13 protein-coding genes are annotated in these 13720 nt (G+C 64.7%); all 13 read left to right on the forward strand.

What is annotated here, in order from left to right:
• The first annotated feature begins 43 nt into the window (after positions 1-43).
• The 13 genes from ndk (at position 44) to hflC (ending at position 13572) form a co-directional block, all read left to right on the forward strand.
• Positions 44-457 (forward strand): nucleoside-diphosphate kinase, encoded by a 414-nt coding sequence (gene ndk, locus ACFPAH_RS09495; RefSeq protein WP_182989213.1) that lies wholly within the window; start codon positions 44-46, stop codon positions 455-457.
• A gap of 111 nt (positions 458-568) precedes the next feature.
• Complete coding sequence (rlmN, locus tag ACFPAH_RS09500; RefSeq protein WP_379744074.1) at positions 569-1738, forward strand: 23S rRNA (adenine(2503)-C(2))-methyltransferase RlmN; 1170 nt, start codon at positions 569-571, stop codon at positions 1736-1738.
• A gap of 50 nt (positions 1739-1788) precedes the next feature.
• Positions 1789-2592: a type IV pilus biogenesis/stability protein PilW gene (pilW, locus tag ACFPAH_RS09505; protein ID WP_379744076.1), complete on the forward strand. Its 804-nt coding sequence runs from the start codon at positions 1789-1791 to the stop codon at positions 2590-2592.
• A gap of 7 nt (positions 2593-2599) precedes the next feature.
• Positions 2600-3583: a helix-turn-helix domain-containing protein gene (locus ACFPAH_RS09510; RefSeq protein ID WP_379744078.1), complete on the forward strand. Its 984-nt coding sequence runs from the start codon at positions 2600-2602 to the stop codon at positions 3581-3583.
• A 55-nt stretch (positions 3584-3638) separates the two neighbouring features.
• Positions 3639-4901, forward strand: coding sequence for a flavodoxin-dependent (E)-4-hydroxy-3-methylbut-2-enyl-diphosphate synthase (gene ispG / locus ACFPAH_RS09515; protein ID WP_379744080.1), 1263 nt, complete (start codon positions 3639-3641; stop codon positions 4899-4901).
• A 101-nt stretch (positions 4902-5002) separates the two neighbouring features.
• Positions 5003-6340, forward strand: a complete 1338-nt coding sequence (gene hisS, locus ACFPAH_RS09520) for a histidine--tRNA ligase (protein WP_379744082.1) — start codon at positions 5003-5005, stop codon at positions 6338-6340.
• A gap of 76 nt (positions 6341-6416) precedes the next feature.
• Positions 6417-7088 (forward strand): YfgM family protein, encoded by a 672-nt coding sequence (locus ACFPAH_RS09525; protein WP_379744084.1) that lies wholly within the window; start codon positions 6417-6419, stop codon positions 7086-7088.
• Between the two features lie 106 nt (positions 7089-7194).
• Positions 7195-8349 carry an outer membrane protein assembly factor BamB gene (gene bamB / locus ACFPAH_RS09530; protein WP_379744086.1) on the forward strand — a complete coding sequence of 385 codons (1155 nt, stop codon included), beginning with the start codon at positions 7195-7197 and terminating at the stop codon, positions 8347-8349.
• Positions 8350-8358: 9 nt separating this feature from the next.
• Positions 8359-9702: a ribosome biogenesis GTPase Der gene (der, locus tag ACFPAH_RS09535; RefSeq protein WP_379744089.1), complete on the forward strand. Its 1344-nt coding sequence runs from the start codon at positions 8359-8361 to the stop codon at positions 9700-9702.
• Between the two features lie 224 nt (positions 9703-9926).
• The gene (hfq, locus tag ACFPAH_RS09540; RefSeq protein WP_019141241.1) at positions 9927-10163 is read left to right on the forward strand and encodes an RNA chaperone Hfq; all 237 of its coding nucleotides are present in this window, start codon (positions 9927-9929) and stop codon (positions 10161-10163) included.
• Positions 10164-10195: 32 nt separating this feature from the next.
• Positions 10196-11395: a GTPase HflX gene (gene hflX, locus ACFPAH_RS09545; protein ID WP_379744397.1), complete on the forward strand. Its 1200-nt coding sequence runs from the start codon at positions 10196-10198 to the stop codon at positions 11393-11395.
• A 6-nt stretch (positions 11396-11401) separates the two neighbouring features.
• Entirely contained in the window at positions 11402-12700 is a 1299-nt protein-coding gene (gene hflK, locus ACFPAH_RS09550) for an FtsH protease activity modulator HflK (RefSeq protein WP_379744092.1), read from the forward strand.
• On the forward strand, positions 12700-13572 hold the full coding sequence (hflC, locus tag ACFPAH_RS09555; protein WP_379744094.1) for a protease modulator HflC: 873 nt from the start codon (positions 12700-12702) through the stop codon (positions 13570-13572). The genes hflK and hflC overlap by 1 nt, the downstream gene beginning before the upstream one ends.
• The last annotated feature ends 148 nt before the right edge of the window (positions 13573-13720 follow it).

The following is a 13720-nucleotide window of genomic DNA, read 5'->3' on the forward strand; positions in this document are numbered from 1 at the left end:
TCTTCTTCTCGATTTAAACCTTTCTTTTTATTGGAGTTTTTACATGGCAATCGAACGCACCCTGTCGATCATCAAACCAGATGCAGTTGCAAAAAACGTGATCGGCCAAATCTACAGCCGCTTCGAAGGCGCCGGCCTGAAGATCGTTGCCGCTCGCATGACCCAACTGTCGCGCGAACAAGCTGAAGGTTTCTACGCTGCCCACAAGGAGCGCGGCTTCTTCAAGGACCTGGTCGACTTCATGGTGTCCGGTCCTGTCATGATCCAGGCCCTGGAAGGCGAAAACGCCGTCCTGAAGCACCGTGACCTGATGGGCGCGACCGATCCGAAGAAAGCAGAAAAAGGCACCATCCGCGCCGATTTCGCCGATTCGATCGATGCCAACGCCGTCCACGGTTCGGACGCTGTCGAAGCTGCAAAAGTCGAAATCGCTTTCTTCTTCCCAGAACTCAAGTAATCGACAGCAGCAATAGATTTGCTGCATCAACAACCGCTCGCCTGATGCCCCGGGCCCGGCGAGCGGGGCCTGACCCTTTTCAGGCATCACTTTTTTAGGTACCAGAACATCATGACGACTCTCACCAACCTGCTGGACTTCGATCCCGCGCAACTCGTCGCTTATTGCGCCGAATTGGGTGAGAAGCCGTTTCGCGCCAAGCAATTGCAGCGCTGGATACACCAGTTCGGAGCGAGCAGCTTCGACGACATGACGGACCTGGCCAAGTCGCTGCGCGAAAAACTCAAGACCCGCGCGACCGTCACGGCACCCGGCATCATCAGCGACCATACCTCGACTGACGGTACCCGCAAGTGGCTGGTCGACGTCGGCGACGGCAACGCGGTCGAAACCGTGTTCATCCCGGAAGAAAACCGCGGCACGCTGTGCATCTCGACCCAGGCCGGCTGCGCCGTGAACTGCCGCTTCTGCTCGACCGGCAAGCAGGGCTTCAACCGCAACCTGACGGTGGCCGAGATCATCGGCCAGCTCTGGATGGCCGAGTTCGAACTGCGCCGCACCAAGGGTATCGAGCCCGGGCCGAAGGGCGAGCGCCAGATCACCAACGTGGTGATGATGGGCATGGGCGAGCCGCTGCTGAACTACGAGCCGACCGTCACCGCGCTCAAACTCATGCTCGACGACAACGCCTACGGCCTGTCGCGCCGCCGCGTGACCCTGTCGACCTCGGGCGTGGTGCCGAACATCGACAAGCTGTCGCAAGACGTGCCGGTGGCGCTGGCGGTGTCGCTGCACGCGTCGAACGACGCCCTGCGCGACATCCTGGTGCCGCTGAATAAAAAATACCCGCTGCGCGAGCTGATGGCCGCGTGCAAGCGCTACCTCGAATTCGCGCCGCGCGATTTCATTACCTTCGAGTACTGCATGCTCGACGGCTTCAACGACAGCGACGAGCATGCGCGCGAACTGATCGCGCTGGTCAACGATCCGGTGGTGGGCGTGAACTGCAAGTTCAACCTGATTCCGTTCAATCCCTTCCCGGAGTCGGGCCTGACGCGTTCGAAAAATCCGCGCATCAAGGCTTTTGCCCAGGTGCTGATGGATGCCGGGATCGTCACCACCGTGCGCAAGACGCGCGGCGACGACATCGACGCCGCCTGCGGCCAGCTGGCCGGCGAGGTGCAGGACCGCACCCGCGTCGCCCAGCGCATGGAAAAGATGGCCGAATACCAGAAGAAATTCGGCGCCGATTTCGGCCGCATCGTGGAGATCCCTTCTTGAAAGGGGACGCGCCAGGCTCGTTTAGCCGCCAAGGCTCAAAAGGCCGGGTCATGCCCGGCTTTTCGTGGTTTACTGCCCTGGCCGCCGTTGGCATGGCCTGCCTGTTGGCAGCCTGCGCGGCGCCGGGCGAGGGCGGCGGCGAACTCAAGACCGCATCCGACCAGACGGCGCTCGAAAAGCGCGCCGCGATCCGCCTGCAGCTGGCGGTCGGTTACTACCAGCAGGGCAAGTACGACATCGCCCTCGACGAGGTCAAGCAGGCGATTGCCGCCACGCCCGATTATGCCGACGCCTACGGCATGCGCGCACTGATCTATACCGCGATGGGGCAGGTGCCGCTGGCCGACGAGAATTACCGGCACGCGCTGCGCCTGGCGCCGCGCAATCCGGAGCTGGCGAATAACTATGGCGCCTTCCTGTGCCAGACCGCGAACCGCCCGCAGGACGCCATGCGCCAGTTCGAGGCGGCGCTGAAGAACCCGTCCTACCAGACGCCGGTGAGCGCCATGGTGAACGCCGGCGCCTGCAGCCTCAAGACCAGGAATTACGATGCAGCCGAGCGCTACCTGCTCGATGCGCTGCGTTACAACCCCGAACTGCCCGCCACCCTGGCCGGCCTGGGTCGGGTGTACTACGAGCGGCGCGATTACCAGCGCGCCGGATTTTTCATTAACCGCCTGACAGAAGTGTCGAAGCTCGATACCCTGTCCGCCGACGCGTTGTGGCTTGCCTTGCGAGTGCAGCGTAAACTGGGCGAACGCTCGATGGAGGCCAGCCTCGTGGCGCAGCTGCGGCGGCGCTTCCCCGGCTCGCCCGAATACTTGGCGTACGAGCGCGGGGCATTCGATGAGTGAGACGATTATGACTTCAGAGCGCGCAGAGCAGGGCGCCACGCCGGACAACCACCAACGCGAGCCGGGAGCGACGCTCGCGGCCCAGCGCGAAGCGCTGGGATGGAGCGTCGAGCAGGTGGCCGAGCAGCTCAAGCTGGCTGTGCGCCAGGTGGTGGCCATCGAGAAGGGCGATTTTGCGTCCCTGCCGAGCCCCGCCGTCACCCGCGGTTTCGTGCGTGCCTACGCCAAGATCCTGCGCGTCGACCCGGCGCCACTGGTGGCGATGATTCCGATGGACAATCCGCTCCCGGCCGAGACCGGCGCCCCCGTGCGCCGCGAACGCTCGTTCTCGCACTCGCGCTACCCGACCCACGGCAAGCGCTCGAACCTGCCGCTGGCCTGGATTGCCGGCGTGGCGGTGGTGGCGCTCGCGGGCGCGGCAGTCTGGCACTTCGGCCTGGTATCGCTGCCCGGCAGCACGACCGGCAACACGACCGGCAGCGGCGCCGGCAACGGCGAGCTCCTGCATCCGCCGCTCGAGACCGTGCCGGGCTCCCACCTGGGCGGCGAGACCGGACATAATCCGTCGGTACCGCTGATCTCGGTGCCGGCACCGGCCCCCGCCGGTGGCGCGGCCGCGCCGGCCGGCAACGCTGCGCCTGGCCCGGCAGCGCCCGGCAGCGCCACGCCGCCGGCCGCTGCCGCACCGGCTGCCGTCCCGCCGGCCACCCTGGCGCCGGCCGCGGCCGTTCCTGCGGTGGCCCCTGCACCCGGCGCCAACACGCTGGTGCTGACGGTGCGCGAGGATTCCTGGATCGAAGTGCGGCCACAGGGCGGCAAGGCCCTGGTGTCGCGCCTGGTCAAGGCGGGCAGCACCGAAACGGTCGAGATTCCGGGTGCGTCCACGCTGGTGGTCGGCAATCCGGCCGGCGTGTCGGCCACGCTGCGCGGCGCCGAGCTCGCGCTGCCGCCGGTGCCGGGCAAGACGGTTTCGCGCGTGGCGCTGAAATAAAACGAACCGGCGCGGCCGCGGCGCCCTTGTGAAACAACGTATAACGAGCAAAGCAATGACTTCTATGAACCTGCCCATTCCTTCCGGACCGATGGCACGCCGCGCCAGCCGCCGCGTGCTGGTCCAGCATGGCGAACGCAAGGTCTGGATCGGCGGCGACGCCCCGGTGGTGGTGCAATCGATGACCAACACCGACACCGCCGACGTGATCGGCACGGCCATCCAGATCAAGGAGCTGGCACGCGCCGGCTCCGAGATGGTGCGCCTGACCGTCGACAAGCCGGAAGCGGCCGCAGCCGTGCCGGCGATCCGCGAGCAGCTCGACCGCATGGAAGTCGATGTGCCGCTGGTCGGCGATTTCCATTACAACGGCCACATCCTGCTGCGCGACTTCCCGGAGTGCGCCGCGGCCCTGTCGAAGTACCGCATCAATCCCGGCAACGTGGGGCAGGGCGCCAAGCGCGACGCCCAGTTCGCGCAGATGATCGAAGTGGCGATCCAGCACGACAAACCGGTGCGCATCGGCGTCAACTGGGGCAGCCTCGACCAGTCGCTGCTGGCGCGCATCATGGACGAGAACGCGGCACGCGCGAACCCGTTCAGCGCCCAGGCCGTGATGTACGAAGCGCTCATTACCTCGGCCATCGAGAACGCCGTGCGCGCCGAGGAAATCGGCCTGGCGCGCGACAAGATCATCCTGTCCTGTAAAGTGTCGGCCGTGCAGGACCTGATCGCGGTCTACCGCGAACTGGCGCGCCGCTGCGACTACCCGCTGCACCTGGGCCTGACCGAGGCCGGGATGGGCAGCAAGGGCATCGTCGCCTCGACCGCGGCCTTGTCGGTGCTGCTACAGGAAGGCATCGGCGACACCATCCGTGTCTCGCTCACGCCCGAGCCGGGCGGCGACCGCACGAAAGAGGTGGTCGTGTCGCAGGAAATCTTGCAGACCATGGGCCTGCGCAAGTTCACCCCGATGGTGATCGCCTGCCCGGGTTGCGGCCGCACCACCTCGACCGTGTTCCAGGAACTGGCCGACAACATCCAGAGCTTCCTGCGCGATTCGATGCCGGAATGGAAGAAGTCGTATCCGGGCGTGGAAGCGATGAACGTGGCCGTGATGGGCTGCATCGTCAACGGCCCGGGCGAATCGAAGCACGCGAACATCGGCATCAGTTTGCCGGGCACCGGCGAATCGCCGGCGGCGCCGGTGTTCGTCGACGGCCAGAAGGTGGCCACGCTGCGCGGCGAGCGCATCGTCGACGAATTCCAGAACATCGTGCTGGAATACGTGAAGAAAAATTACAGCAAGCAAGCGTAGGGTGGAGTCCTGACTCCACCGCTGGTGCGCATGCACGCCGCGCCACAGATCGAATGCCGCAACGGTGGAGTCAGGACTCCACCCTACGAATAGAAGAAGCTATGTCCAAACCAGAAAAAATCGTCGCCATCAAAGGCATGAACGACATCCTCCCGCTTGACGCACCGCTGTGGGAGCTGTTCGAAAACACCGCCGAGACCATCCTGAAAAGCTACGGCTACCAGAAGATCGTCACCCCGATCGTCGAGGAAACGGGCTTGTTCGCGCGCGCCATCGGCGCCGTCACCGACATCGTCGAAAAGGAAATGTATTCCTTCACCGATTCGATGAACGGCGACCAGCTGACGCTGCGTCCGGAAGGCACGGCCGGCGTCGTGCGCGCCGTGCTCGAGCACAACATGGTGTACGACGGCCCGAAACGCCTCTGGTACAAGGGCCCGATGTTCCGCCACGAGCGTCCGCAGCGCGGCCGTTATCGCCAGTTCTTCCAGTTCGGCGCGGAAGCGGTCGGCTTTGCCGGCCCGGACATCGACGCCGAGCTGATCATGCTGTGCCGCCGCCTGTGGGACGACCTCGGCCTGCAGAACGTGCGCCTCGAACTCAATTCGATCGGCAATGCCGAGGAGCGCCTGCGCCACCGCGCCGACCTGATCGCCTACTTCGAATCCCACGCCGATATCCTCGACGCGGAAGCCAAGCGCCGCCTGCACAGCAACCCGCTGCGCATCCTCGACACGAAAAACCCTGCCATGCAGGAGATGGTGAACGGCGCCCCGCAATTGCTGTCCTACCTGGGCGAAGAATCGCTGGCGCACTTCGAAGGCGTCAAGAAGCTGCTCGACCGTAACAACGTGCAGTTCACCGTCAACCCGCGCCTGGTACGCGGCCTCGATTACTACAACCGCACCGTGTTCGAATGGGTCACCGACGAGCTCGGCTCGCAGGGCACCATCTGCGCCGGCGGCCGCTACGATCCGCTGATCGAGCAGTTCGGCGGCAAGGCGACCCCGGGCGTCGGTTTTGCGATGGGCATCGAGCGCATCATCGAGCTGATGAAGGGCCTGGGCGAACCGGCGCAACCGAGCCAGTGCGACGTCTACATGGTGCACCAGGGAGAAGAAGCGCAAGTGCAGGCCTTCATCCTGGCCGAGCGCCTCCGTGATGCCGGCCTGGACGTTGTGTTACATTGCGCAACGCCAACGGGTGCGGGCAGCTTCAAGAGCCAGATGAAGAAGGCCGACGCCAGCGGCGCGTCCTTCGCGGTGATCCTGGGCGAGGACGAAGTGGCCAACAACGTGGCCGCGGTGAAGTCGCTGCGCGGCGAATCGGGCGAGCAGCAGCAGGCCAGCGTCGCCTTCGACAAGGTGGTCGACCACGTGGTCGACGCCATCATCGGCGATCACGACCACGACCACGATCACGTGCATTACCATCCGTAATACTCCGCTTGCGGAGCAGGCAGCACCGGGGCCCCGGCCCATCGGTTTACTTCATCACTACTACTAGACGAACGACATGGCATACGACCACGAAGAACAAGAACAGATCGCCTCTTTCAAGGCGTTCTGGGCAAAGTACGGCAACCTGATCACCTGGGTGCTGATCCTGGCGCTCGGCGCCTTCGCCGCCTACAACTTCTGGAACAAGCACCAGCGCGACCAGGCGGTCGGTGCCTCGGCCCTGTACGACGAGATGAGCGATGCGGTCACGGCGAAAGACAATGCCAAGGCCCAGCGCATTGCCGCCGACATCCAGTCGAAGTTCAAGCGCACCGCCTACGCGCAGATGAGCGCCCTGGGCGCGGCCAAGACCGCGTTCGACGCGAACGACCTGAAGACCGCGAAGACCCAGCTGCAATGGGTGATCGACAACGGCAACGACGAATACAAGTCGGTCGCCCAGCTGCGCCTGGCCGGCGTGCTGCTCGACGAGAAGAACTACGACGGCGCCATGAAACTGCTCGACGCCAAGTATTTGCCGCAGTTCACCGCCGAAGTGTCGGACCGCAAGGGCGACGTGTTCGTCGCGCAGAACAAGATTGCCGATGCCCGCGCCGCGTATGTCGCCGCGCTGGCCGCGATGGGGCCGAAGCATCCGGGCAGCCAGCTGGTGCGCATCAAGCTCGAAGCCATCGGCGGCACCGCGCCGGCTGCGGCGGATGCGCCGGCCGCACCGAAGGCGGCTTGATCAAGCACACTCGAGAATGAACGCAGCCAACGCCTGCCGCTCCGGCAGGCGTTGGCGTTCGCGTCCTTCCATCGTCCTCTACAGACTCAGAACAAGGTAAAAGAAAATGCGTATTACCCGTAAGCTGGTTGGTGTCGGTGTCCTGGCCCTGATGACGGGCTGCTCGACCTTGAGCTCGCTCAATCCGTTCGCGTCCAAGTCCAAGGGCAACGAACCGGCCCCGCTCGTCGAACTGAAGGGCACGATGGCCGTGCGCACCGCCTGGAAGCTCGACATCGGCAAGGCACGCGGTTACCAGTTCTCGCCTGCGCTGGCCGGCAATACCGTGGTCGTGGCCGGCGCCGATGGCGACATCGCCCGCGTCGAAGCCGCGGATGGCCGCCAGATGTGGCGCATCAAGGCCGGCACCGGCCTGACGGGCGGCGTCGGTACCGACGGCAACGTGATCGTCGTCGGCGCCGCCGACGGCGTCCTGATGGCCTTCGACATGGACGGCAAGGCGCTCTGGAAGACCCAGCTGTCGAGCGAGATCCTGTCGAGCCCGGCCGTCTCCCAGGGCATCGTCGTCGCGCGCAGCATCGACAACCGCATCGTCGGCCTCGACGCCGCCACCGGCCAGAAGAAGTGGACCGTGCAGCGCACCTCGCCGGCGCTGACCCTGCGCACCGCGCCGGGCATGGTCGTGTACAACGCCGACGTGATCGTCGCCCAGCCGGCCGGCAAGCTCGGCTCCTTCCTGCTCGCGACCGGCGCGCCGCGCTGGGAAGTCGAAGTGGGCACGGCGCGCGGCGCCACCGAACTCGAGCGCGTCACCGACATCGGCGGCGCGCCCGTGGTCTTCGAACAGGATGTCTGCGCCGTGGCCTACCAGGGCCGCGTCGCCTGCTATGAGCTGGCCTCGGGCACGCCGCGCTGGACGCGCGACCTGTCCTCGCTGGTCGGCGTCGCCGTCGACCAGCGCTTCGTGTTCGCCGCCGACGACAAGGGCGCGCTGCACGCCTTTGACCGCGACAGCGGCGCCAGCGTCTGGAAAAACGACAAGCTGGCCTTCCGCAGCCTGTCGACCCCGCTGTCCTACGGCCGCGCGGTCGCCGTCGGCGACTACAAGGGTTACGTCCACTTCCTGTCGCGCGAGGACGGCAGCTTCCTCGCGCGCGCCGCCACCGACGGCAGCCCCGTCATCGGCACGCCTCTGGTTGCTGGATCGAACCTGATTTTTCAAACACAAAATGGAACTGTGACCGCGATCGCGGTCGAATAGAATAACTACATGAAGCCGGTAATTGCACTCGTTGGTCGCCCGAACGTCGGGAAGTCGACCCTATTCAACCGCCTGACCCGTTCGCGCGACGCGTTGGTGGCCGACCTCCCTGGCCTGACGCGCGACCGCCACTACGGCGAAGGGCGTATCGGCGAGCGGCCGTTCCTGGTGATCGACACGGGCGGTTTCGAACCGGTCGCCAAGGAAGGCATCATGCACGAGATGGCGCTGCAGACGAAGCAGGCCGTGGCCGAGGCCGACGTCGTCGTCTTCCTCGTCGACGGCCGCCAGGGCCTGACCCCGCACGACAAGACCATCACCGACTTCCTGCGCAAGTCCGGCCGCAAGGTCATGCTGGTCATTAACAAGTCCGAGGGCATGAAGTACACCTCGGTCACCGCCGAGTTCTACGAGCTCGGCATGGGCGACCCGTACGTCATTTCCGCCGCCCACGGCGACGGCGTGCACGACCTCGTCAACGAAGCGCTCGACGAAGCCTTTGCCGCGCGCCCGGACGACGAGGAAGAGCTCGAGCACCAGGACTACGGCGTCAAGATCGCGCTGGTCGGCCGCCCGAACGTGGGCAAGTCGACGCTGATCAACACCCTGGTCGGCGAACAGCGGGTGATCGCCTTCGACATGCCGGGCACCACCCGCGATTCGATCGAAGTCCCGTTCGAGCGCGACGGCAAGCAGTACACGCTGATCGACACGGCCGGCATCCGCCGCCGCGGCAAGGTGTTCGAGGCGATCGAGAAGTTCTCGGTCGTGAAAACCCTGCAGTCGGTGTCGGAGGCAAACGTGGTCGTGCTGATGCTCGACGCCCAGCAGGATATTTCCGAGCAGGACGCCCACATCGCCGGCTTCATCCTCGAGTCGGGACGCGCCCTGGTGGTGGCGGTCAACAAGTGGGATGGCTTGACGTCCGACCAGCGCGACCAGATCAAGAACGACATCGACCGCAAGCTCGACTTCCTCGGGTTTGCCGAAATGCGCTTCATCTCGGCGCTGAAGGGCACCGGCATCAAGCAGCTGATGACCTCGGTCGACACCGCGTACGCGGCGGCCACCGCCAACCTGTCGACGCCGCGCCTGACGCGCGCCCTGCAGGAAGCGATCGAAAAGCAGGAACCGAAGCGCAAGGGCGGCACCCGTCCGAAGATGCGCTATGCCCACCAGGGCGGCCAGAACCCGCCGGTCATCGTCATCCACGGCAATGCCCTCGACGGCGTCACCGAGCCGTACAAGCGCTACCTGGAAAAGCATTTCCGCGAGACCTTCAACCTGATCGGCACGCCGCTGCGGATCGAGCTGCGCAGCGGGAAGAATCCGTTCGCCAGGGACCAGGGCTAAGGGCGCATCACCCGGCCGCTGCGCAGCAAACCGAGCAGTTCCTTAGCAGTGACTTAAGCGCAGCGGTTTTCCCGGCCATTTCAGGCTAGCAGTACGACAAAATCCGGCAAAACAGGTTACAGTACTTCCAGGCTATCGTTCGCCAAGCTGAATCTTGCCCCGTGCACTTGAAAAGGAGGCGCTTGCCTCCATTTTTTAAACTACAACAACATTACGGAGCTGTTATGAGCAACAAAGGGCAACTGTTACAAGACCCATTCCTCAATGCCTTGCGCAAAGAGCACGTCCCTGTCTCGATCTACCTGGTCAACGGGATCAAACTGCAGGGCCACATCGAATCGTTCGACCAGTACGTCGTCCTGCTCCGCAACACTGTGACCCAAATGGTGTACAAGCATGCCATTTCCACCGTCGTTCCGGCCCGCGCGGTCAATCTCAACCTCGAATCCGAAGCTGAGTAAGGCCGATGGCTGACGCCCCCGGCACTCCAGTCATGCGCGCCGCACTCGTCGGCGTCGATTTTGGCGCCGTCGACTTCACGGCCAGCCTCGAGGAGCTGGCCTTGCTGGCCCGTTCCGCCGGCGCTGAGCCAATCAACACCATCACGGTCAAGCGCAACGCTCCCGATCCCGCGTACTTCGTGGGCAGCGGCAAGGCCGACGAGATCGGCCTGGCTGCCAAGGCAGACGGCGCCGAGATCGTCATCTTCAACCATGCCCTGTCCCCGGCGCAGCAGCGTAACCTCGAGCGGCGCCTGGACATGCGTGTCATCGACCGCACCAGCCTGATCCTCGACATCTTCGCGCAGCGCGCCCAGAGCCATGAGGGCAAGCTGCAGGTCGAACTGGCCCAGCTGCAGCACCTGGCCACGCGCCTGATCCGCGGCTGGACCCACTTGGAGCGCCAGAAGGGCGGTATCGGCCTGCGCGGCCCCGGCGAAACCCAGCTCGAGACCGACCGCCGCCTGATCGGCGAACGCGTCAAGGCCTTGCGCGCGCGCCTGGCCAAGCTGCGCAAGCAGCACGAAACCCAGCGCCGCCAGCGCGGGCGCAACAATACCTTCTCGGTCTCGCTGGTCGGCTATACCAACGCCGGCAAGTCGACCCTCTTCAATACGCTGACGAAAGCCGGCGTGTACGTGGCGAACCAGTTGTTCGCGACCCTCGACACCACCAGCCGCCGCCTGTACCTGGGCGACGAGGCGGGCAGCGTCGTCATTTCCGACACGGTCGGTTTTGTCCGCGAACTGCCGCACCAGCTGGTCGCCGCCTTCCGCGCCACGCTGGAAGAAACGATCCATGCCGATCTGCTGCTGCACGTCGTCGACGGTTCGTCGCCGGTGCGCATGGAGCAGATCGAGCAGGTCAACGAAGTCTTGCGCGAAATCGGTGCCGACCATATTCCACAGATCCTCGTGTGGAACAAGATTGACGCCGCCGACCTCCAGCCGGGGGTCGAGCGTGATGAATATGATAAAATCAGCCGCGTTTTTATCAGCGCCAGGAGCGGCGCCGGTCTCGATCTGCTGCGCGATGCGATTGTCGAAGCAGCTATGTCGGGCATTGCGCCGGGAGTCAACTCCGTGCCAGGCTTGAGCCCTAAAAACGAAGAGCAGGACGATGCAGCGCTGTATTCGTCGCTGGACGACGACGGCGAAAGTAATCCAACCTCCACCCATATCGGGCCACATTAGAAGCCTATGCTTGTTCCTTTATTAAAACGATTCGGCATTAAGTTATCGCTGAACGACCCACGCTGGGGGAAAAATCCCGGCGGTGACCACAAGGCCCAAGAGGGTCGCCGTCCGGGCGAAGGCCCACCCGACCTCGATCAGATGTGGCGCGACTTCAATGCGCGCCTGAACCGCCTGTTCGGCAGCCGCGGCAACAACGGCGGCGATGCCGGCGGCCCGTACCGCGGCGAAGGCCGCGGCGCGGGCATCACCGCATCGGTCATCGGTTTCATCGTGCTCCTGATCTGGCTCGCCAGCGGCGCCTTCATCGTGCAGGAAGGGCAGGTCGGGGTGGTTACCACCTTCGGCCGCCTGTCGCACACCACCGGCGCCGGTTTCAACTGGCGCTGGCCGGCCCCGATCCAGGCCCACGAGACGGTCAACGTCTCGCAGGTGCGGACCGCCGAAGTCGGCTACCGCGACAACGTGCGCAACAAGCAGCCGGCCGAGTCGCTGATGCTGACCGACGACGAAAACATCATCGACATCCAGTTCGCGGTGCAGTACACGCTGAAGGACCCGGTCGCCTGGGTCTTCAACAACCGCGACCAGGACGCCACCGTGCGCCAGGTCGCCGAGACCGCGATCCGCGAAGTCGTCGGCCGCAGCAAGATGGACTTCGTCCTGTACGAGGGCCGCGAAAAGGTGGCGCTCGACGTCCAGAAACAGATCCAGGAGATCGCCGACCGCTACAAGCTGGGCGCCCTGATCACCAACGTGACCATGCAGAACGTGCAGCCGCCGGAGCAGGTGCAGAGCGCCTTCGACGACGCTGTCCGGGCCGGCCAGGACCGTGCGCGTGCCCGCAACGAGGGCGAAGCCTATGCCAACGACGTGATCCCGCGCGCCAGGGGCGCCGCCTCGCGCCTGCTGCAGGATGCCGAAGCCTACCGCTCGATGGTCGTGGAAAACGCCACCGGTAACGCCTCGCGCTTCTCGCAGGTCGTGACCGAGTATGCCAAGGCCCCGGGCGTGACCCGCGACCGCATGTACCTCGACACGATGCAGGACATCTTCAGCAGCACCAGCAAGGTCATGGTCGACACCCGTTCGAACTCGAACCTGCTGTACCTGCCGCTCGACAAGCTGATCGCCCAGGTGGCCGCCAACGACGCCGCCGTCGGCAGCGCGCGCTCGGGCGCGGTGCAGGTGCCGCAGGAGCAGGGCGCCGCCGCGCCGTCGCAGGAAGTGAACCAGAACACGGAGCAGGCGCGCCAGCGTGACAGCCGCTCCCGCGATACCTCACGTGACAGGGAGAGCCGTTAATGAACCGCCTCGTAACCATTTTCGTGGCGGGCTTCATTGCCCTGATGCTGCTGTCGTCGACCGTGTTCGTGGTCGACCAGCGCCGCTATGCCATCGTGTTCGCGCTCGGTGAAGTGCGTGAAGTGATCTCGGAACCGGGCCTGCACTTCAAGCTGCCGCCGCCGTTCCAGAACGTGATCTATCTCGACAAGCGCATCCTGACCCTGGATACGCCCGACGCCGACCGCTTCATCACGGCCGAGAAGAAGAACATCCTGGTCGACGCCTTCGTGAAGTGGCGCATCGTCGAGCCGCGCCTGTACTACGTCAGCTTCAGCGGCGACGAGCGCGCCGCCACCAACCGCATGTCGCAGATCATCAAGGCGGCCCTGAACGACGAAATCACCAAGCGCACCGTGCGCGAAGTGATCTCCGGCGAGCGTGGTGCCGTGATGAAGGCGGTGCAGAACAAGGTCATCGCCGAAGCCAAGCAGATCGGCGTCGGCATCGTCGACGTGCGCTTGAAGCGGGTGGACTACATCGAGCAGATCAACAATTCGGTCTACGACCGCATGCGCGCCGAGCGCGTGCGCGTGGCGAACGAGTTGCGTTCGACCGGTTCGGCCGAAAGCGAGAAGATCCGCGCCGACGCCGACCGCCAGCGCACCGTGATCCTGGCCGAAGCCTTCCGCGAAGCCGAGAAGATCAAGGGTGAGGGTGATGCCAAGGCATCGGCCATCTACGCCGGCGCCTTCGGCAAGAACCCCGAGTTCTACAAGTTCTACCGCTCGCTCGAAGCCTACCGCGCCAGCTTCAAGCCGCAGGGCGACGTGATGGTGATCGACGCGAATTCGGAGTTCTTCAAGTATTTCAAGAACCCGAGCGCGAAGTAAAAAAACGCCGCGTGAAACGCGGCGTTTTTTTACGTAGGGTGGGCGCTCCGCGCCCACCCTACCGTTGGAGTCCCGGCTCCACGCTTGAATATGCCCTGCACCCAGGCTGTTGTATAGTCAATTTTTTAGTGGCAGTCGGGCAAGCTCT

The organism is Massilia sp. GCM10023247 (assembly GCF_042653325.1).
GTDB lineage: Bacteria > Pseudomonadota > Gammaproteobacteria > Burkholderiales > Burkholderiaceae_D > Telluria.